This window comes from Oscillatoria salina IIICB1, from assembly GCF_020144665.1.
GTDB lineage: Bacteria > Cyanobacteriota > Cyanobacteriia > Cyanobacteriales > SIO1D9 > IIICB1.
Genome location: NZ_JAAHBQ010000004.1, coordinates 67,672 through 89,858 on the forward strand (window position 1 = coordinate 67,672; position 22,187 = coordinate 89,858).

The window sequence follows — 22,187 nt, forward strand, 5'->3', positions numbered from 1 at the left end:
CACTGACGTAGCCAGATTTGGTCTGTTAGAGTAGTGCGAGCATCTTGCTCGCTAGTTTTAGACAATTTAAATGCAAGCTAGGTTAGTGTAGTCCGATCGCCACTCCAACTAAAATTGTTATTTGACGCTCCCCTGCCTAAAGGCGCGGGGATTCTTGGTTCAACGACACTCCTTACAACTAAAAGGAATCAGTCTCGCCGATTCGACCCCTCCCTTGACAAATTAACAAAAAAGCAATTTTATCAAGAGCGGCAATTAGTTCCAGTGGGATATATCTCCCCAAGCGTAAATTCTCGTGCGCCCCACGATACTCGAAAAAGCAAATTTCTTAACCACTGGTTTTCGGTACTCTGTCGAGTCCGGTGCGTTTTTTAAGAGGTTGTTCGCGCCTCATGTACTGGTATCGCTTTACGTCGTCAACTTAAGACAGTACCGACGAATCCTGTCTGTACCAGGCTACTTTCTTAGAATAGCATCAAAGCCGTCCTATAAGGACGGGGCTTGAAACCCATTATTCTTGGTCACTAGATATCAAACGCTTCTTTCAAGTCTGTAATCCGGCGAAAATCTTAGATTACGGTAATCCTGAAGACAGACAATACTACATTGATTTTTGTGAAGTTCGAGGGAGCGATAACATTAAAGAAATTAGACGCACGATTATGCTCTCTGGAGATGAAGCCACTTGTCAATTATTTACCGGACATATCGGTTGTGGCAAGTCCACAGAATTGTCCAGGTTGAAAGCAGAATTGGAAAACCAAGACTATCACGTGGTTTACTTTCAGTCATCCCAAGACTTAGACATGGCAGATGTCGATATTAGTGATATTTTACTGGCGATCGCGCGTCAAATTAGTCAAAGTCTCGAAGCCGCCAAAATTCGCTTGCAACCCACTCGCTTACAAAACTTACTTCAAGGCGCAGCGAATTTGTTAAACTCAGATATCAAAGGTTTCAAGTTAAACATCCCCCAAATGTCTGGTGTTGGTGTTACTTCTGAAGAAGGCAAAGTTTCTCTTGGTTTTGGAATTGGCGAACTTACCGCCCAAGCTAAGGATAGCAAAGATATTCGCGCTTTATTACGTCAACATTTAGAACCGCGTGTCAACAACATTTTAGCAGCAATTAACCAAGAATTAATTATTACCGCCAAACAGCAACTTCAACAACAAGGAAAAGCGGGTTTAGTCGTAATTATTGATAACCTCGATCGCATCGATAATAAACCAAAAACTACCTTACGAATGCAACCAGAATACTTATTTGTCGATCGCGGCGAACAATTAAATGAACTTCAATGTCACGTGATTTATACAATTCCTTTGGTATTGGCTTTTTCTAATGACAAAGAACAGCTTACCAATCGCTTTGGAAGTTACCCCCAATTGTTACCAATGGTAAGAGTACAAAACCGAGATGGAAGTATTTGCGAAGAAGGGTTGGAATCCCTACGACAGATGATTTTTGCGAGAGCATTTCCCGATTTATCACCTGAAGAGAGGCTTAATTCTCTTACCTAAATTTTTGACTCAAAAGCCACTTTAGATCGGCTTTGTCAAGCGAGTGGCGGTCATGTCAGAAATTTATTAGTTTTGCTCCATAGTTGTTTAAAAAAAGACGATCCGCCTTTTAAAAGTAAGTTAATTGAGCAAGTTATTAGTCAGCGTTGTGGCGAACTCAGCAAAGCAATTACACCCGACGAATGGGAATTATTGCGTCAAGTGAAAGTACAAAAAACAGTTAGAGGAGAAGACGAATATCAAACGCTGTTAAAGAGTTTGTTTGTCTTTGAATATCGCGATGAAAATGACAGTTGGTTTGATATTAATCCGGTTTTAGCAAGTGCTGAGGAATTGAGCGATGGCTAATCATCAACCAGAAGAAGTTGAGATTCACAATCAAGATTACTTGCGAGAAATTAAGCGCATGATTTCTTTTTATCAAGGTGAATTTGTCTTAATTTTGGCGAGTTGTAATAGCCCGATTTTGCGAGAAAAAGTTGTTACTCAGTTGCGACAAGAATCGGATTATAAAATTAAAGAATTACATTTAAACAAAGAACCAATTGCAACTCTTTATGGTACGCTTGTCGAAACTTTCGGCGCTGAAAATGAAGAAGCGGTGATGGTATTTGGCTTGGAATTATTGCCAAATTTAGATGCAGTTTTGACCGCAACTAATCAAATTCGCGAGGAATTTCGTTCGCTTCATTTTCCGTTAATTTTGTGGGTAACGGATGATTTATTAGCGAAAATAATTCGTTTAATTCCCGATTTCCATAGTTGGGCGACTACAGTTGAATTTACTCTGAGTACACCAGATTTAGTCAATTTATTGTCAACAAAAGCTACAACTATGTTGACAGATGACCTCGATTATGGTGCAGAAAATGATTTAGGAATTAATCTTTATCAGCCAGACGAACTAAAGTTTATTCTCCAAGAATTAGACAAGCGCGGAGAAGTTTTAGATGCAGAAAATGAGGCAAAACGAACCTACGTTGCCGGGAGAATTGCTTATTTTCACTGTCAGCAAGAAGCAGCGTTAAGTAATTATCAAGCTAGTTTAAATTTATGGCAAGAACAAGGTAAATTAGTTTATCAAGGTTTGTTGTCTTATCGCCTCGCTTTGTGTTATGCTGACCCACATCTTTATTGGCAGGTAAGTAAGTCTAATTGGCAACAAGCGAGGAATTATTTAGACCAGTGTTTGCATAGCTTTGAACAAGCAGAAAGGCAAGATTTAGTTGCAAAATTTATTACTTTTTTGGGCGAAACTTTACGTTATTTAGAATTGTGGGACGAGTTAGAAATACTTGCTCAGAAATCTTTAGTTATGCACGCAAGCGAAGAACTATTTTGCTTGGCTTTTTTATTAGCTAAAGATTACGGTTTTCTCGCCGAAGTCGCCCTTAAACGACAAAATTGGCAAACAGCAAAACAATTTGCTCAAACAGCAGTAAGAGAAGGAATAGATCGCACACCACGTCACGAACTATATCGCTTGTTTCTTGCCCAAGCTTACCATCATTTGGGTGAGTTAAATACAGCAATTTCAATCTTAGAAGAAGCGAAAGAGGAAGGTAAACCTGAATACGACCCGCCGCTTTATATTAAGATATTAGGAGAATTACGCGATCGCTATTTTCAACGAGGCGATTATCTCAAAGCCTTTGTCACCAAGCAGGAACAACAATCTCTTGAACAACAATACCGTTTTCGTGCCTTTATTGGTGCGGGACGTTTGCAATCGCAAAAAAGCGTCATTAATCGCAGTCGAGATGAGAGTAATTCTCAGGAAAAGGTAGCTCAAGAACTTACGGCTTCCGGGAGAAGTTTAACGATTGAGCGCTTAGTTAGTCGCGTAGAAAGGGACGATTATCAATTAACCATTATTCATGGTGGTTCCGGAGTAGGAAAAAGTTCTTTGCTACAAGAAGGTTTGATACCTAATTTACAAACCAAAATTATTGAGACGCGCCGCGTTATCCCCGCTTTGCAACGGTTGTACAGTAATTGGTGTCAAGAATTGCAACGCTGTTTGTTGAATAATCCCTTGACAAAAAGCTTAAATTGTGAAGCAAAAAATCCCGCAGATACGACGACAATTCTCAATCAATTGCGCGAACTTACAGACTCAAATTGCTTAGTTGTCCTCATTTTTGACCAGTTTGAAGAATTTTTCTTTGTTTATCCTGAACCAGCCCAGCGCCGGGAGTTTTTTCAGTTTTTACGTGAATGTCTTAACCTTCCTTTTGTGAAAGTGATTCTCTCGCTGCGAGAAGATTATATCGCTTATTTATTAGAAGGCGAACGCTTGATGAGTAAAGACAATTCCGACAGTCATTTACTCGATGATATTCTTCGCAAAAGCAATCGTTTCTACTTGGGTAACTTCGCACCAGAAGAAGCAAGAGAAATTATCCATAACTTAACTGCACAAAGTCAATTTACTCTCGAACCAGCATTAATTCAACAAATAGTTAACGACTTAGCCGCCGACTCTGGGGAAGTGCTACCAATTGAAATGCAAATCGTCGGCGCACAAATGCAAACCGCAGGTATTACTACGCTGGAAAAATATCATGAATTGGGGACAAATCCCAAAGCCAAACTCGTTGATGATTATTTAGCGAATATCGTTCAAGATTGCGGTCAAGAAAATCAAGAAACAGCCGAATTAATTTTGTATTTGCTGACTGACGAAAATAACACCCGTCCGCTTAAAACAAAAGCTGAATTAATTTCTGCTTTGTTTGATAAAGCCGCCCGACTAACTTTAGTTTTAGAAATTTTAGTGAAGTCGGGTTTAGTTTTTGAGTTGCCAGAACATTCTGAAGCACAGTATCAACTCGTACACGATTATTTAGTTCCCTTTATTCGTCAGAAACGCGGTGCAGAATTAGTTAAAGAACTCGAACAAGCTAAAGAAGCCAAACGCTTGAGCGAAGAAAAATACACTCGTTTTCTGAAAAAAGCTTTGGTGGGTACAGTCGCGGCTGTATTAGTGATGACAATCTTATCAATTACCACTTTTGTCTCGACACTCAAAGCTACTCGAGAAGAAATTAAAGCTTTGACTCGCTCTGCTGAATTAAGTCTAGAATCAATCTCAGAATTTGATGGCTTGGTGGGAGGTTTACGTGCAGCTAAAAAACTGCGGTCGGGGTTGGGAAAGTTAGCTTTTACAGGTAAATATGAACTAGAAAGAGATGTTAAGTTGGTTCTGGCTAAAGCATTTTATAGAAATGACAAACTAACATCTAAAGTAAAAAATCGCTTAGAAAAACATGAGAGAGTGGTGACTGACGCGATTTTTTCTCCAGATGGAAAACTAATTGCCACCGCTAGTTGGGATAAAACTGCTAAAATCTGGAGTCTTGATGGTCAAGAACTTGCCACTCTCAAAGGACACGAGGATTGGGTCAATCAGGTAAGCTTTTCCCCAGACGGAAAACTACTCGCTACTGCTAGTGGGGATGGCACTGCCAAAATTTGGAGTCTTGATGGTCAAGAACNTTTGCCACTCTCAAAGGACATGAGCAACTGGTCAATCATGTGAGCTTTTCCCCAAATGGAAAACTACTCGCTACTGCTAGTGGGGATGGCACTGCCAAAATCTGGAGTCTTGACGGTCAAGAATTACATACTCTCAAGGGACACGAGGGAATAGTTCCTGATGTGAGCTTTTCCCCAGAGGGAAAACTAATCGCCACCGCCAGTGGGGATGGCACTGCCAAAATCTGGAGTCTTGATGGTCAAGAATTGCATACTCTCAAGGGACACGAGAAATTGGTCAATCAGGTGAGCTTTTCACCAAATGGAAAACTAATCGCCACCGCTAGTTTCGATCAAACTGCGAAAATCTGGAGTCTTGATGGTCAAGAATTGCATACTTTCAAGGGACACGAGAAATTGGTCAATCAGGTGAGCTTTTCACCAAATGGAAAACTAATCGCTACCGCTAGTAAAGATGGCACTGCCAAAATCTGGAGTCTTGATAGTCAAGAATTGCATACTCTCAAGGGACACGAGAAATTAGTTAATCAGGTGATAATTATTTTACCGGATGGAGAACTACTCACCATTGCCGGTAATGATGGAACTGCGAAAGTCTTGCAGTGGGAGGATGTTAGTTTAGAAAATTTTATGGCGGAAGGTTGCGCGTTGATAAGCGACCATCTGAAGCATAACCCGAATGTGTCAGAGAGCGACAAGCATCTGTGCGATGATGTTTTACCGTGAGATTGGGGACTGGGGACTGGGGCGCATTGATCAGTTTTGCTTGTCTCCATTATGTCATCCTGAGCGAAGCGAAGGATCTGGGAGATTCTTCGCTTCGCTCAGAATGACATTGAGTGGATGGGATTCTATAGCAAAGAACGAATTAGTTAGGACATCCTCATTTTCGGAAAACCTTGCTAGCATAGGCTCTCATCACTGTTTACTGTTCACTGTTTACTGTTTACTGCTATTCTCTTCGAGAACGCTTGGCTCAGGATGACAGTGAGTGGATGAGATTCTACTCTACCCTTCGGGAAGGCTACGCCAACGAGAACGCTACGCGAACGCTTCGCTCAGGATGACATTTTATTTCCCTTAAAAAGAGGAGAAATTTCCCCTAAATACCAATAAAAATTCTATGTAAATTTTACCACATTTCCGGTTAATTCGGGTGGTATTTCTACTTTCATTAAATCAAGAAAAGTTGGAGCCAAATCGAGGATAGAAACATCCTCCAACTCACCTCGAACTTCGATCGCGTCTCCCGCAACTGCCATAAAGCCATTCTGAGAATGATAGCTACCTCGATGATAGGAAGATTTAGCCTGAGTTATTTCGGTTTGGGGATGAATTAAACTGGCTAAGAAATGTTGCGCGGGTTGCCACTCTACGAAGATATCTGGTAAATGTTCGGGTGGTTCGGTATTAAACCATTGTGCGGTTTTGACAATCTGTTTAATCGCAGGTTTATTAGTTACAGGATCGATGAGTTGTTGTAAGTTGGTTTCAATCTCTGTTAAAAGATCGTTGTAGTCTTTTCCTGGTTGAACAATTCCTTGGGGTTCTCTTCCTGCTAAATTAACCCGAATAAAGCTGGTATACAAAGAAGGAATGGCAAATGCACGGGTTTTTTCCCAGTCAGTGGTATTTGCGAAGTTATCATTAATTAATCTTTCTTGTACACTTAAAGGTAGACGCTGACTAATGGCTTCACGCCAAGATTGAGGGAGAAGCTTCCGGGCTAAAGGCAATGGTTTCAGCGATCGCTCCTCAGAAGCAGTCAGTAAGACTTGATAACCGAATTTTTGACAAAAATCAGGTATTAGTCCCGTCGTGGGATAACTATCTGCCATCCCAAAGGCAGAATAAATAACTACATTTGCTTGCTGAGGTAATTCCTGCAATAATAATTTAATTTGGGTATCAATTGCTTGGTAAATATCTCGGATTGCATGAGTCAGTTGATTTTCTTCCTCTGGGGCTGCTTTGAGATATTTCCAGAAATAATGACTTCCAGCATGGGATTCGTAAAAACCAAGACTAATTAAATCAAAATCGTCGCGCTGACACAACACACGACAGAGTTTTCCTTTTTTTTCGATTCGTTCTAAGACTCGATGATACATGATTACATCCTGAGCAAAACTTGTTTGAGGATTGAACTCAGAGATTGTAATCGGTTTGCCGAAAATTTGGCGTACATCTTCGAGTAATTCCGGTGGATTAGTGCAAGGAAGTAAAACATCCATAGAAAGGCGATCGCGATAAGCTGCCCAATTTGCCACTTGAATACCCTCAAGATTGGCAACCATAGCACTATCCGGTGCGTCAATAACGGCAACTTTTTTGTTGGTATTGCTCAAATGAGTCCAAAAAGGCAAAACTTTCGTATCAGTGAAATTATAAGGAGATAATTGATAAGTTTTCGGGACTAACTGGCGAAAATAATAGTATCCGTGAACCGCACGCGAAACACCACTAACCAGAGATAACGATGTCCCATGTTCAGCCAGAGATTCAACTCCGCCAACTTTCCCGTAACAGCCGCGTTCCATCACGGAAGCAATAGTCGGTAGATAGCCTGCTTTCACCCAAGTTTGAATTAGGCGATCGTCGGCACCATCAATAGCAATTAAAATTAGGGGAGGATGAGTTGTCATGATTGAATAGATGTATTTTTGAATAGGGTCGCAGCTTGCATCCAATCAGGTATATTATCGCCCATGAGAGCGACAAAAGTGGGAGCTAAGGATAAAAGAGATATCTCGCCGATGTCACCTTTTAAGGGGATATCATTTCCAGCAAAAGCAACAAATCCTTGATGAGTATGGTCGCTTCCGCGAAAGAATTCCGGTTTGTTTTGAGTTAATTCCACTGTGGGATGTTGGACTCGTTCCATGAAATAGGGAAACGGTTGCCATTCGATCAGTAAATCGGGTAATTCGGGATGGCTGTTGTGTCCAAAAAGCTCGTCACTACGCCAAATCTGCTTAACTGCTTTTTTCCCACTCCGCACATCAACAAGTTGGGCTAAATCAGCTTCAATTTGGCTCAAAACTTCTTCATATTCTGCCCCCGGACTCACAATACCCTGTGGTTCTCTCCCTTGTAAATTCACGCGAATAAAACTCATATAAGCTGAAGGAATGGCAAAAGCTTTCGTTTTACTCCAATCGGTGCTGTTGCGAAAGTTATCGGCTAATAGTTTCTCTTTAACATCTCTAGGTAGAGGTTGACTCAAAGCAATGCGCCACTTTTCGGGAATAATTTGACGTAGCAAAGCCAGAGGACTTTTTGGGGTATCTTGAGGAGGAGGGGAAGCTTGATAACCCAGTTGGCGACAAAAATCTTCAATCAATCCTTCGGTGGGATAACGGTCTGTTAAACCAACGCTCGAAACTAAGACTACATTAGCATCTTGGGGTAACTCGTTCAGTAATAAGCCAATTTCGCGATCGCACTCTTGATAAATTTCTCTAATTCCATCGGAAAGTTCATTCGGGAGAGCAACTTTCTCATCTCCTTGGGCTTCCGGGCGATATTTCCACAACTGATGTCCGCCCGTATGACATTCACCAAAAACAGCCACAATTAAGTCAAACTCAGCTTGGCTACAAAGCTGACGACATAACTTACCTTTTTTCGCTACTCGCTTTTTTAAACGCTCATAAATCCGTTTATCTGTGGCAAAGTTGTTGCTAAAATCTTCGGTAATATAATCCGGCTTACCCAAAGTTCGCTTAACTTCAGCTAATAAATGACTCGGATAACTCACTGGCGGCAGATAGTGAGAATTATGGACAGCCCAGTTACTTACCTGAACTCCTTGCAAATCAGGCAGAATAGACATTTCTGGCACATCAATCAAAGCTACCTTTTTTTTCGTTCCTTGGTAAAGTGACCAAAAGACTTGCTCAGTCGCATTAGTTTCGTCTACGGTATATAAGTCATAGCTACCTGCTTTCAGTTGCCGAAAGTAATAAAATCCCTGTTCTTTTTGGGGAATACCGCTAAATAATCTTGTCCAAGTCCCATCTTCATTAATCAAATCAACTCCTCTGGTGCGTCCCCAGCAGCCTTTTTCCATAATCGAGCGAATATTGGGTAGATAACCAACCTTAGCCCAATTTTCGATCCAATCTGGATCTCCGGCATCTAAGCCTAAAATAATTAGAGGTGAAGATTTGATGTTACTTGTCATGGCAGTTTTTAGGGATTAGGAATCTGTTTTTTTAGGGACAAAGGAGGAATAGCAGCACAATTAGGCTTTCCAGTTTCGAGATCGAAAGCAAGGTTATGCCAAGCACAATATAGCTTTCCCTCTTCGATATATCCCTGCGCTAAATCACCTCCTTGATGAGGACAATAGCGAGGAAATTCAATCATTCCATCTTCAGTATTAACAACACAGGTGCGAGCATCTTTGATTTTAATGACGTGGGGATGAGCTTTTAAATCAACATTGGGAGTAATGTTTAGAGATTCAGTTTTTTCTGGAGTAGTCTGGGGAAAAAATCGATTTTGCAGATGATTTTTTATTCTCTGCCATCTTTTCTTTTGATTTTTCAGTCGATAGCCAATATGAGCGTGAGAAAAATGCGATCGCGCTTGGGCTAACCATTTCCAGCGAGTCGATACCCAACGAGAATCATACCAAGAACGCCATTGATCGAAGCTTGGGCTTTGAGGAAAGGTTAACGAAAACCTCATTGTTACTGCACAACGAGTGTCTTCGGTAGTGTTAATTTCTGATGAATGCAAGTGTTCCACTGAAAACAGTAAAGTGTCTCCTGGTTGCAGAGCAAATCTTAACGGTTTCTCCAGAGGATGATTTCGCTCAATATGAGTAATCGCAGTAGGAAGAGGAATATGTTTTCCCCATTGCTGAGGGTAAAAGAGCATACTATTGCCTAATGATACCTCGTCAGTAGCGATCCACAAATTAATCGCTGTTTCTGCGAAACCTCCTCCCCAACTATCTCGGTGAGGAGACTGAAGTTGTAAAGTCCCTAAATGAGGTAGGAAAGTGCTTTGATTTTCGGCAAAAACCTGATATGGCACAAAAGTTCGGACAATAGTATCGCTGTAGAGATAAAAGCGATCGCGATATTGCAGAAAGTCACTGACAAATTCCTTTGCCCATTGTAGCAAGAAGGGTTCAGTTAACTGATTTATTTTTTGATTAATCCCAAGTAACTGTTCTCCTTGCAGATATAGATGCAACTTTTTCCAACTTTGAAGCTCGATGTCTGGATGAGATTTATGAATCGAATCGAAGGCAATCTGATTAAATTGCTGCACTTTTTCTTTCATGAACTCGCTGTCACGAATGATAATAATTTCCCCTTGTTGAACCCGCGATAAAACTTCTTCCAGAGAACAACTACGTTCTTGATAGGGAGGCTGAGGACTAATCGCCGTAATTTTAGCTTGATTTACTAACATAATATTTTTTCTAATAACTCGTTTCTAAAGTAACCTATTGTATAAACTTAAAAACCGATCGACAAAAATATCTTCAGTCAATTCTTGGCGGGCAAATCTCCGGGCGTTTTCTCCCAAGGTTTCTGCTAATTCTCGATTTTGTAAGAGAATTAATAACTTTTCTGCTAATGCTTTTGCATCTCCAGGCGGTACTAAAAACCCAGTTTCACCCGGTTTGATAATATCCTTTAATCCTCCTGTTGCACTAGCAATTACAGCCGTTCCCCGCATCATCGCATTTGCCACAATCAAGCCAAATGGCTCTGCCCATAAAGAAGGTACAACTTGTACCCAAGCTGTGGCAAACAGAGCTTCCATTTCTAAACGAGGCATTTGTCCAGGCATCACTACATTTTCAGTTAAATGAAGTTCCTTAATTTGCCGTTGCAACGATTCTCGCTCCAAGCCATCTCCAACCAAGTATAACTTTGCTGCGGGAATTTTGGCTGTTACTTCAGCAAAGGCACGTAACAAAACTTCTGCTCCTTTTTCTTTCACTAACCGAGCCGCAAAAGCAATTGTTGGCGGTGCTTTTAAAGCAGGGCGTTGGGGCTCTAAAGGTACTCCATGCCAAACCACTTCAACCGGGCTAATTTCTGCCTCTAACATTCGTTGTTTCACTGCTTCACTGGCTGCAACAAAAAGATTGAAATGATGGCGTTGTTTTTGCCACTGCTTCATCTGAAACCTCAGAGGAAGCCAATCTCGCAAAGGAAGACAATGATTTTGATAACAGGGAACTCCAAAAGTAACTTGACAAGGGGTTTTATCAGGTAGCAATTTCGTTCCCACTGGACAAATAGCGCGATACCAAACAGCATAATAAATACTGGGAATATCTTTGATTAAAGGCAAGATTAAAGGGGAAAGTTGGGTTAAAAAGAGGAAAACATGGACAACATCGGGCTGAAATTCTTGCAGCACTTGCTTTAAACGACGAACAGCCCAAGGATTAGCTGTTTGTAAAAGTGTCCGCAAGCGAGAAGTTGTGCCATAACAGAGGTAGTCGGCTTGGGTAGCAACTGGGAGAGGTTGGGCTGTACTGGAAAAGCAACGAGCATCATGTCCTCTCTGGCGTAACTTATCCCGCAAAGCCAGTATTAATAACTCTGCTCCTCCAGTGAGAGTTGAATAGTCATTAATCAGCAAAATTTTCATTGTTGAGCAGAAGTAAATAGCAATGATGGAACCGAAAAAACTTCCCTCAATAAATTAGGCAAAAATATGATTAATGTCAAATATTTTCCGATCGGCATTAAGCAATTTCCTAATCCTTAAATACACCAATCACTAAATTCTTTTCCAGTACATTCACGCAACTGATTGATGTCATCTTCTAGGTAGCTAATCAGTTTATCTCGCAAGTCTTGGTCGAGTTTTGGCTTCTTAATAGCAGTAGAAAAAGGAAAGTAAATTAGCTTATCTAGATGAAACCTGATGGGAGCAGGAAGATCGTTTAGTTGGCTCATTAATGGTAGCTCGGCAATAGCATTTCCGAGAGCGTTTTTCCTACGTTTGTGAAAAGATCGATGAAATTTTCCCCGATAGTCGATCGAACTGATGTCGTCAGAAACTTCTAAAAATCTACAAATGGTTGACAGCACTTTGTGAGGATAATTTGCTAATTCTTCACTGGTCAAAACTAAAATTTGAGATAAAGAATAATATTCTAAATACTGCTTTAACTGAAAATAGTAACGACTTCGACTAATATAATAATTGTGGGGATTATTTTCAAAATCAGCTAGAGCTTCAGTAATACTCCGGTTCTCTGTACCGCTTGCGTATTGATGCACATATTGGGAAATAATGCGTTCAATGGGATCTCGTAAAATATAAATTAGTTTAGCATGGGGAAGCACTTGATACATTCGTTTGGGAACTCCTACCCAACCAGGATATTTGGTATAGTTGGGAGATGCTTCGCCATAAATTTTGGCATTACCTCTAAATTGAGATTGATACCAATTAAGCCCTTTCTGCCAGTTTCTTTCTGCGATAAAGAAGTTTAATTCTTTATCTCTTGACATAGAAATTTCTGGATGGGAATTAAGATAGTAATATAAACTGGTAGTTCCCGATTTCATTGCACCAATGATAATAAAATCTGGAAGAATTTTTTGTTGCTTTTTTTGTAAAGATGAAGGTTGATTTTTGTTAATCATCTGAGATTATACTCGGATTGACTTGCTTATTTTTGTCTGAGTAGCAAATACCTGCTGTGAAAACTGGCTATCCCCCTTTTTTAGTAGTAGAGAATCTAAAAAAGGGGGAATATTAGTTAGTCTCGGTTAAAAAAGCGAGTGCAAACTAACTACTGGGTGGACTAGGAATGGAAACGTCAACGGTTTGCACTTGTGTCCCCAAACTACTCAAAGGTGGTTGCATTTGACTTTGATTTCCGACTACCAAAACGACAATTTTCTCTGGGGCTAAATATTCTTTAGCGACGCGCAGCACATCTTCTCTGGTGGTTGCTTTGACTTGCTGCTGATATTGGAAAATATAATCCGAGGGATAGTCGTAATATTCGTAGCGCATCAAGCGAGAAAGGGTTTGACTGGGGTCTTGAAAATTAAAGACAAATGAGTTGAGAATTGACTCTTTGGCATATTCTAACTCAGCTTCGGTGGGCGGTTCTTGGCGTAATTTTTGCAATTCCGAGACGATCGCCTGGACAAATGGTACTGTAGCATCGGAACGAGTTTGTCCGCCAGCGACGAATATTCCGTCATAGTCGTAACGAGGACTCCAAAAGCCGTATACTGAGTAAGCAAGTCCTTGACGCGATCGCACTTCGTTAAATAATCTTCCTCCAAAGCCATTGACGACACCATTGAGTACATCTAACTCTGGATAGTCGGGATTAATTAATTTACCGCCAAGATGACCCAAGAGTATATTACTTTGGGTAAGCTCCGGGCGATCGACGACAAAAACACCACCTGTTTGTTGCTGGGATGCGTCGGGAACCTCTGGTAAACCCACATTAGCAGGCGATCGCCAATCACCAAAGTTTTCCGCGATTAAAGCCTTCATTTCCTCGGAGTCAAAATCGCCGACAATGCCCAAAATCATGTTATCCGGGCGAAAATACTTTTGGTAAAAAGCAATCAAATCGTTCCTTTGGATATTATCCAGCGTCGCATACTCCACAGTCCGCGCATAAGGACTCATCGGACCATAAATTAACTTACGGAATTCCCGCGAAGCAATATCGCCGGGATTGTCATTCCGCCGCGCAATACCACCCCGCATCTGATTCTTCGCTAATTCCAGCTTATCTGGGGCAAAGGCAGGCTCGCGCAGCACTTTTGAGAATAATTTGAATACAGTGGGTAAATCCTCGCTGAGGGCGCTAAAACTGGCATTTCCGGCAGTTGTCCCAATTCCAGTTTCCACGCTAGCGGCTCGTTGTTCGAGCATTTGATTCAACTCATCCGGGGAATATTCTAACGTCCCCCCGCTACGCATCACAGCCCCAGTTAACTCAGCCAAACCAACTTTATCGGCTGGTTCGAGACGAGAACCAGTATGAATCAAAGCCATCCCACTCACCAAAGGCAATTCGTGGTCTTCCATCAAATAGACTACCATACCGTTCGGGAGTTGGTAGCGATCGTAGTCGGGGATTTTCACTTCCGAAAGCGGAGGAAAATCTAATTCGGTGTAATGTTGTGCAGTAGCGGCGATCGCTGGAGATAAAGTTGATAAAAATGAGTTAGGTAGAGAAATTATTCCCCCACTGACGAAGGTTAACAACATCGTCATTAATGCTATCCCTAGCAAGCGAATACTTTTACGCTTTTTGTTCTCGATCATTGCTTGTATGTTCTTAGTTATTAGTTCTCTGTTTATTTTGGTAAAATGCGCCCGATAGTTTTATTTTCTGGCTGGAAAGTTGACCGCGCAACTCGTTGGATATCCGCAGCCGTAACTTCATTCAAAGCTTCAAGTTGCTTAAACAAATTCCGCCAACTACCAGTTTTCACTTCATATTCTGCCAGCAATTGTGCCATGCCCATATTGGAATCTAAAGCCCGCAAAAGTTCAGCCCTCGCTTGGGTTTTCACTCGTTGTAAATCTTCCGCCGCTACAGGTTCGTTTTTCAATCTTTCGATTTCTATATCTAAAGCTTGGGCAACTTCTTCTACTGTGTGACCCGGCGCTGTGAGAGCATAAAAAAGCAATAAATTGGGATATTTATCGCCAGGAAAACCGCTAAATCCTACGGCAGAAATGGCTACTTGCTTTTCTTCAACTAAAGATTTATACAAGCGCGAAGTACGACCATCACTTAACAAGCGAGTGATAATTTCATATACTGCATGGTCGGGGTCATCTACACCGGGACGATGATATCCTTCTAAGTACCAAGGCTGACTTTCTAATCTTAAAGTAACTTCTCTAGTTTCGGTTTGTTTGGGTTCAATTTCTGTTACTTCTGGAGGTGCAGGTTTTGCTTCGTAACGACCAAAATAAACTTCGGCTAATTGTTTGACTCGTTCAATTTCAACATCGCCAACGATCGCTACTGTGAGATTATTGGGTGTGTAGTGTGTCTCGAAAAATTCTTGTACGTCTTCTCTGGTAAGATTACGAATGTCTTCGTCGTAACCAATAACGGGACGTTTGTAAGGATGTTTGGTGTATGCTGTATCGAGAAATGCTTCGACCATTTGACCGATTGGTGAGTTATCGGTACGCAATCTTCTTTCTTCGAGAATGACTTCTTTTTCTTTATAAAATTCCCGGAATACTGGGTCTAAAAATCGTTCTGATTCTAAAGACATCCACAGTTCTAATTTATTCGCGGGAAAGCTATAAAAATAAATTGTGTAATCGGTAGAAGTAGCTGCATTTAAACCTACTCCTCCGGCTGTTTCCACAATTCGCCCAAAAGCATTTTGTTCGACGTATTGATTAGCTTGGTTTTCTACTTTGGTAAATTCAGCTTGGAGTTTATTTACTTCTGCTTCTTTCCCTGCTGCTTTGGCTGCCCTAATTTGTTCGTCTAGTTCGTCTAAACGTTCTAAAAGTTGTTCTTCTGCTTGATAATTAGTAGTACCAATTTTAGTAGTACCTTTAAAGGCTAAATGTTCGAGAAAGTGAGCAACTCCTGTTTTGCCATCGGGTTCGTTTGCACCACCAACATCAGCATAAGTTACAAACGAAATTGTCGGCGATGTTTCTTGTTTTAGGATAATAAACTTCATGCCATTATCCAAAGTATACTCGGTGACTCGCGAACTTACTCGGTCTAAATATGGTTGAATAGAGTTAGCAGCTAGGATTGTTGTTTCGCTGCGTGCTTGTGCTACTCCTGGGATAAAGTTCCAGGTTAGTAAGAAAATACTCAGGAAACAAATTAAACTTCGACGCATTTTTTAACCTATAAAGATTGGGGATTGGGTATTAGGGATTGGGTATTGGGTGTTAGGATTATTTTTTGCACAAATACCCATGATTTAATAGATTACATCCTTTTTTATTGTGCTAGCGAAATAGATTCTGGCTCATAGGTTAAGTTAGATAAAAGCTAACTAAGAAGCCGAGAATGCTACAAATGTAGTCATGTTTTTTAGTTCGGCTATCGCTCGCTTGAACTTTACTTATAGTTTATTTTAAGCGACTTTATTAGTGAAGACGTGAAATTACGCCCTTTCTAAACTTCAAGCTGGGTTGGGACTAATTTGCAAAATGTTATCATCTCCAAAATTAACCTCCGCGATCGCCAGTGCCTTTTCCAGAATATCTGTTTAAATTAAAATTGTGTGTGCTTGAGAAAAGCTCGTCAGCAAGATTCTGGTTGAGAGAGATTATTGTTTAATTATGAAGCTTTGTTGTAATTACTGTTCGGCGATCGCTAAAGAAGGCTAGGGTATCTTTAACGATCGTTTAGCAGTTGTATTTAGCAAGTCACTTGCTTCCCTAAAATTCAAGTAGCGAGCTTAACGTATATCATAAAAATTCGTAAATGTCAACTGTTAATTGATAACTGATAACCGATAACTGTCAAGTGCTATGCGAGTTTTTCATCGGCGACAAAAGGGAGAAACCCACACAGAAGAAGATACACGCAGCCGTATTTTACAAGCGGCATTGCGCTTATTTGCCCAAAAAGGTTATGATGGCACGACGACAAGAGATTTAGCTGCCGCCGCAGGTGTGGCCGAAGGAACACTTTTTCGCCATTTTGTCAATAAGAAAGCAATTTTAGTCGAAGTAGCCACACAAGGTTGGGTAGAAATACTCACCGACTTATTGACAGAATTGAGTGAAATGGGAAGTTACAAAGCAGTCGCGCAAGTGATGCGAAGACGAATGCTGCGAATGCAAGAAAATAGCGATTTAATGCGAGTATGTTTTATGGAAGCACAATTTCACCCCGAATTGCGCGATCGCATCCAATCAGAAGTCATCGAAAAAATGACTGATGTCGCCGAAGCTTTCTTTGAAACCGCGATGGATAAAGGTATATATCGCCGCACGAATCCCAAAATAGTAGCACAAGTATTTTTAGGGATGTTCGCGATCGCGGGTTTCTCCGATCGTACCATCATCGACCCGCAAGCCTCCCCCCAAGCCATGAAAGAAATGGCAGAAGGTATCGCCGATATTTTCCTCAATGGAGTCTTAGCCAAAGATTAGAATTTCTCTCGATGCTAAACAATTCACCGTCATTGTTTTTTGTTTAACTTTTATCTCAACTGTGCCAAAAGTTCCTCACGAGAAAGATTAGACAAATTGAGCAATAACTGAGTACGCTCAGAATTAGAAAGTTGTACGATAGCAGGGATTAGGTTTGATAATTCCTCATCCAGCATTCCAAATCGCCCGATGAGTAAATTTTCAACCATCTCTGTTTGTCCTTCTACTCGCCATTGTTCCTTTCGTTTTAAGTAAGCTGATGATAAATTCATAATCAACTCGCGATCGTCATTAAACTGTTAATTTAGTAAATTGAAGATTAATTTGTTTCAATATCTCTTTCAATCTCTAAATTGTATTATCTTATCAAGAATCTGGAGGCGGAGCCTCCTAGAAGCATTCCCAGGTGGAACCTGGGAACGAGGAATTTGTTTCAATATCTCTTTCAATCTCTAAATTGTATTATCTTATCAAGAATCTGGAGGCAGAGCCTCCTAGAAGCATTCCCAGGTGGAACCTGGGTACGAGGAATTTGTTTCAATATCTCTTTCAATCTCTAAATTGTATTATCTTATCAAGAATCTGGAGGCGGAGCCTCCTAGAAGCATTCCCAGGTAGAACCTGGGAACGAGAAATTGCTCAGAATCACCACATTCTTACTCCGCAAAAATTGCGCCGCGTTGCTGTAAATTCTCTTTCATTTCTTTAGTAATTCCGGCATTTTTGCCAAATTTTGCATTAGCTACTTTCGCACCACTAAGATTAACATTACTCAAATTTGCTTCTAACAAATTGGCATTTTCTAAGTTTGCGCCGCTAAGATTGGCTAAGGCTAAACTGGCACAATGTAAGTCTACAAAACTTAAATTTGCTTCGCTGAGATACGCGCCACTTAAATCAGCACCGCTTAATTTTGCCCCTTGTAAATTCGCCCCGCTTAAGTCTGCGTCGTCTAATTCTGAACCGCGAAGATTGACTCGGAAAAGGTTAGCGCCACTTAGATTAATATTACTTAAATTAGTTGCCATTAAGTTACCGCCAGCGAGATCGGTAAGAGGATTAATTTGGGCGATTTTCGCTAATTCAAGGAAGTTATTAGTTTGGGCTGTGGTAATCTTTTCAATAATTTTTTTTAACTCGCTTAATGCTTCTGTAGCTTCGGAATTTTCGATTGGCTTGTTGGGTGTATCGCTGCACAACTGCGCTTGAGAAATATATGGAGTTAATTTAGTTGCTAACAAAAATAACGCTAGTTTACTATCAAGAATGGCGTGTTTGTTTGGGCTGATGTCGTGATGCCATAAACCTTCAGCTTCAGTTAAGCAAATGTCTTGTCTTTTGACTGTAAATTTGGCTTCTAAATGATAAGGTTGTGCTTGTACTTGTAAGGTTCCTAATTTGGCTTTTGACACGGAACCTTGTAAGGTGGTTATACCCGGAGGAACCGCAAAGGTTAAAACGAGGTTGCTATCGGTGGCTAAATCTGTCACCAGCGCAGCAAATTCGCCGAAATCCTGCTTATGAGTGGTGATTACCCCATTTTTGACGTTGAGACTCAATTGACCGCCTCTGAGCGCAAATTTGACTTTTCCATCCAGGAGATTTTCCCACTGTTGGTTAAAGTTTAGTGTCAAATAAAGTTCAAATTGCTCTTTTTCGCTGCGAATGGCTGTTAATTCTAGCAGCAAGCAGTCTGGGTATTGGTTGTGAGACTCAAGTGCAAGCATACAGCAAGGGGTTAGTAAGGTTCCTTTGTCAGATTAGCACGATCTTGAACGCGATCGCGCATTCGGCTTTAGCCGTTCCCGTAAGGGTAGGCGCGGAGGGTTTGCTTGTTTGGGGTAGGATTGCTATGTGGGAGTTTTTTTGGGTTTATGCGGGTTACTGGGGTTTTTGTTTATCCGATTAAGTCTTGTCGGGGTATTCGAGTTGATTGGGCTGAGGTTACTGCTAAGGGTTTTGTTGGCGATTGGGGATTAGGCGATCGCGAGTTTATGATTGTGGATGAGAAGGGTAAGTTTGTTACTCAGCGACAATATCCGAGTTTGGCGACAATTGAGGTAAAAGTTGCGGGAAATGAGCTTATTTTGTCGGCTGATGGGGTTAATCTCGATTTTTTGACGTTTCAGCCGAGTTTGTCGGGAAGGGAAATTAGGGTGGAAATTTGGCGCGATCGCACAACGGCGATCGATCAAGGTGATGAGGTGGCAAAATGGTTTCAAGCTGCCCTAAATGTCAGTCAAGATTTCCGTTTGGTGAGACAATCTCCTCGTTATCTTCGCCCGATTAATCCTCAATTTGCAACCGCAGAAAATCAATCAGTAAGTTTCGCTGATGGTTATCCTTTTTTATTAATTGGGACTGCTTCTTTAGCGGATTTGAATAATAAATTGGCGGCGAAGTATCAAGATGATTTTCAACCTTTACCAATGAATCGTTTTCGCCCAAATTTGGTTGTTGAAACTGATGAGGCTTTTGTTGAAGATAAGTGGAAAGTTATGCAAATAAATGACATTAAATTCAGTATAGTTAAGCCTTGTAGTCGCTGCGTTATTACTACTACAAATCAAGTTACTGGGGAAAGAAATAAGTTAAAAGAACCTTTGTTAACTTTGAGTAGTTATCGTCAATTTTCTGGCGGAATTATGTTTGGGCAAAATGTAATTCCGGAGCAAATTGGGACTGTTAATCTAGGCGATGAGGTGCAGGTTTTACAAGTATGTTGAATGGGGAAATTATTAATTAAAGTTAGCGCTGAAGCACTAACTACAAACTGTAGAGACGTTGCCGACAACGTCTCTACATAAGTGAAAATTAAACCCAACTGCCGACAACAACTCTAACAGTACCATCCGCGAGAGTTTCTTGTTCTTCAACATTGAAACCTTGCTCTTTGACGGTAGCCATTAAAGTTTTGTGAGCGTATTTTTGACTAATTTTGTGAACAAAATCTTGGCGATCGATTTTCGCACCCCAAAAATCTGCTACTAACTCATAATTTTCGCCATTACGACGAAATCCTAAATCGTAGCCATTGGCTTGACGAATCACGTATTCCGCATTAGTAGTATCGCCGTGATAACCACGCACTGTGGTATTCAACTCAACGTTGTAACCCAATTCTTGCAAAACCTCATTGAGAATTTCGCCCTGCTTGATTTGTACCTTAATCGTGCTGAAATGAGACATAGTAATTTACTCCTATTCAAACTCTGAGCGCCGAATACCCTGCTCTACCCTATATTGCCTCAACTCTTCCATTAACTGCACGTTATTCGAGGCTGTACGCGCACCGCTTTCCGCAGCCCAACGTTTGAGTGCGTCAATTTGAGCAGAAGCGATCGCGGCGAGCGGAACTGTTTCCCGAATTGCGCCAAATATATCTTGAGTGGTAAAATCTCGTCGTCGATTGTTTTGTCCGCTACTAAATGCTCGCTGCATTGCATCAACGATCGCTTGTTCGATTTCTGCACCACTAAAATCTTTAGATTGACTACCCAATAATGATAAGTCGAAATTTCGCCAGCTACTAGGGCGTAAACGCTGTAAATGAACCCGAAAAATCTCTTCTCGCTCGGTTTCGGTGGGTAAATCTAAGAAAAATATTTCATCAAAACGTCCTTTTCGCAATAACTCCGCTGGGAGAATTCGCACGTTATTTGCTGTCGCAACAATAAACACCGGAGAAGTTTTTTCTTGCATCCAGGTAATCAAGGAACCGAAGACACGCCGCGAAGTTCCCGAATCGCCATCTCTGCCACTAGCAATATTACCAAATGCTTTATCAATTTCGTCAATCCAAAGCACGCAAGGAGCCATTGCTTCGGAAATTTTAATCAACTGACGCACACGACTTTCACTTTCGCCAACAATACCACCAAATAAACGTCCGGCATCCAAACGTAACAAAGGTAAACGCCATTCGTGAGCAATTGTTTTCGCGCAGAGAGATTTACCAGTTCCCTGAATACCTACTAATAATAATCCTTTGGGGTTAGGAATACCATAGCGTCTGGCTTCTTCACTAAAGCCGTCTTGACGCATTCTTACCCATTGCTTGAGATTTCCTAATCCACCGACATTTTTGAGTGATTCAGCCGCAGGTAGAAACTCTAAGATTTCCGTTTGACGAATAACTTGTTTCTTTGCTTGTAAAACGCGATCGATTACAGATTCATCTACTTGTTGTTTTGCAGCGATCGCTTTAGCTAAAACTCGAATAATTCTCGTGCGAGTTAAACCCTGAAACGCTCTTACCAGTTGTTCTCTACCTAATCCCGCTACTCTCAGTTTATCAGCCGCTACCTGGGAACTAATCAAAGCATCAATTTCTGGAGGACTAGGTAAAGGAAAATCAATAACTGTGGTTTGCTCTCTTAATTCTAAAGGTAATTCGAGATTATATCCGGTGACGACTAAAGTTTTGCGACTAGACTTTAACTCTCGCGCGATCGCTGTTAACTCCTGCAAAATTGGAATCGTATTCGGGAGATAAGGATTTTTCAACAACAAATGGAAATTGCGTAAGACAAAAATCGTATCTTCATTAACATCAGCTTTGGCAATTCGATCCAAAGCCGCCATCGCCGAGCCTTTCCCCGATCCATTATCCTCCCAACCGCGCACTAAATCCCAAAATAAGATTCTCCGACTGGGTTGAGATTGGGCTGCAACTTGAATTAATACTTGCTCCACTGGTTCTTCTTCCAGTGAAACAAAGTAAATTAAAGGATAGCGGGCGCGAAGCATTAAATCTAGTTCCGCTACCAATTCTTGATGCAAGTTTGTTGAGCCAGAATTAGGATGAGTGTTTGGCTGGTTGGCGTACATTAAATTTACTATCCTCCCGAAAGAGTTGTTACTCTCTCTCAGTTGTAACCGATAAAGGTTGGGATCGGGGACTAGGTTCAGTTATCAGTTATCAGTTACCAGTTAACAGTTACCAGGGAACAGTTAACATTGACTAGCGATTAGGGAACAGTTAAAAGTTATCAGTTTATCCCCTAATTCCTCCCTCTCTTCCCCCTCTTCCTTGTCTCCCTTGTC

Annotated in this window: 15 protein-coding genes and 1 pseudogene; 5 read left to right on the plus strand and 11 right to left on the minus strand. The window is 41.1% G+C overall.

Going from position 1 to position 22,187, the window contains the following annotated elements; translation table 11 throughout:
* Positions 1-530: 530 nt before the first annotated feature.
* From G3T18_RS01355 to G3T18_RS01365, 3 genes and pseudogenes are all read left to right on the plus strand, one after another.
* Positions 531-1,871 (plus strand): annotated as a pseudogene (locus G3T18_RS01355) (P-loop NTPase fold protein).
* A 967-nt stretch (positions 1,872-2,838) separates the two neighbouring features.
* Positions 2,839-5,064, plus strand: coding sequence for an nSTAND1 domain-containing NTPase (locus tag G3T18_RS01360; protein WP_449867543.1), 2,226 nt, complete (start codon positions 2,839-2,841; stop codon positions 5,062-5,064).
* Positions 5,061-5,747 (plus strand): WD40 repeat domain-containing protein, encoded by a 687-nt coding sequence (locus tag G3T18_RS01365; RefSeq protein ID WP_318013913.1) that lies wholly within the window; start codon positions 5,061-5,063, stop codon positions 5,745-5,747. Before G3T18_RS01360 ends, G3T18_RS01365 begins: the two co-directional genes overlap by 4 nt.
* A 395-nt stretch (positions 5,748-6,142) precedes the next feature.
* Here the strand turns inward: G3T18_RS01365 and G3T18_RS01370 are convergent, their stop codons facing one another.
* The 7 genes from G3T18_RS01370 to G3T18_RS01400 all read right to left on the minus strand — a co-directional run bounded on the left by G3T18_RS01370 (position 6,143) and on the right by G3T18_RS01400 (position 15,874).
* The gene (locus G3T18_RS01370) at positions 6,143-7,666 is read right to left on the minus strand and encodes an alkaline phosphatase family protein (RefSeq protein ID WP_224408716.1); all 1,524 of its coding nucleotides are present in this window, start codon (positions 7,664-7,666) and stop codon (positions 6,143-6,145) included.
* Positions 7,663-9,207: an alkaline phosphatase family protein gene (locus G3T18_RS01375; protein ID WP_224408717.1), complete on the minus strand. Its 1,545-nt coding sequence runs from the start codon at positions 9,205-9,207 to the stop codon at positions 7,663-7,665. Before G3T18_RS01375 ends, G3T18_RS01370 begins: the two co-directional genes overlap by 4 nt.
* 8 nt (positions 9,208-9,215) lie before the next feature.
* Positions 9,216-10,451, minus strand: coding sequence for a Rieske 2Fe-2S domain-containing protein (locus G3T18_RS01380; protein ID WP_224408718.1), 1,236 nt, complete (start codon positions 10,449-10,451; stop codon positions 9,216-9,218).
* A 24-nt stretch (positions 10,452-10,475) separates the two neighbouring features.
* Complete coding sequence (locus G3T18_RS01385) at positions 10,476-11,648, minus strand: glycosyltransferase family 4 protein (RefSeq protein ID WP_224408719.1); 1,173 nt, start codon at positions 11,646-11,648, stop codon at positions 10,476-10,478.
* Between the two features lie 116 nt (positions 11,649-11,764).
* Entirely contained in the window at positions 11,765-12,655 is an 891-nt protein-coding gene (locus G3T18_RS01390) for a sulfotransferase family protein (RefSeq protein ID WP_224408720.1), read from the minus strand.
* Between the two features lie 145 nt (positions 12,656-12,800).
* Positions 12,801-14,312 carry a M16 family metallopeptidase gene (locus tag G3T18_RS01395; protein WP_224408721.1) on the minus strand — a complete coding sequence of 504 codons (1,512 nt, stop codon included), beginning with the start codon at positions 14,310-14,312 and terminating at the stop codon, positions 12,801-12,803.
* 32 nt (positions 14,313-14,344) lie between these two features.
* On the minus strand, positions 14,345-15,874 hold the full coding sequence (locus G3T18_RS01400) for a M16 family metallopeptidase (protein WP_224408722.1): 1,530 nt from the start codon (positions 15,872-15,874) through the stop codon (positions 14,345-14,347).
* 640 nt (positions 15,875-16,514) lie between these two features.
* Here G3T18_RS01400 and G3T18_RS01405 point away from each other — a divergent pair.
* Positions 16,515-17,141: a TetR/AcrR family transcriptional regulator gene (locus tag G3T18_RS01405; RefSeq protein ID WP_224408723.1), complete on the plus strand. Its 627-nt coding sequence runs from the start codon at positions 16,515-16,517 to the stop codon at positions 17,139-17,141.
* 50 nt (positions 17,142-17,191) lie between these two features.
* On the opposite strand, the gene G3T18_RS01410 is transcribed toward G3T18_RS01405, so the two are convergent.
* On the minus strand, positions 17,192-17,413 hold the full coding sequence (locus G3T18_RS01410) for a hypothetical protein (RefSeq protein ID WP_224408724.1): 222 nt from the start codon (positions 17,411-17,413) through the stop codon (positions 17,192-17,194).
* Positions 17,414-17,797: 384 nt separating this feature from the next.
* The gene (locus tag G3T18_RS01415) at positions 17,798-18,868 is read right to left on the minus strand and encodes a pentapeptide repeat-containing protein (RefSeq protein ID WP_224408725.1); all 1,071 of its coding nucleotides are present in this window, start codon (positions 18,866-18,868) and stop codon (positions 17,798-17,800) included.
* 147 nt (positions 18,869-19,015) lie between these two features.
* Here G3T18_RS01415 and G3T18_RS01420 point away from each other — a divergent pair, with 147 nt between their 5' ends.
* Entirely contained in the window at positions 19,016-19,867 is an 852-nt protein-coding gene (locus tag G3T18_RS01420; protein WP_224408726.1) for an MOSC domain-containing protein, read from the plus strand.
* 88 nt (positions 19,868-19,955) lie between these two features.
* Here G3T18_RS01420 and G3T18_RS01425 read toward each other — a convergent pair whose 3' ends face one another.
* Both G3T18_RS01425 and G3T18_RS01430 read right to left on the minus strand, forming a co-directional pair.
* Positions 19,956-20,330: a DUF1257 domain-containing protein gene (locus tag G3T18_RS01425; RefSeq protein ID WP_224408727.1), complete on the minus strand. Its 375-nt coding sequence runs from the start codon at positions 20,328-20,330 to the stop codon at positions 19,956-19,958.
* A gap of 12 nt (positions 20,331-20,342) precedes the next feature.
* Entirely contained in the window at positions 20,343-21,971 is a 1,629-nt protein-coding gene (locus tag G3T18_RS01430; RefSeq protein ID WP_224408728.1) for an AAA family ATPase, read from the minus strand.
* Positions 21,972-22,187 lie beyond the last annotated feature (216 nt).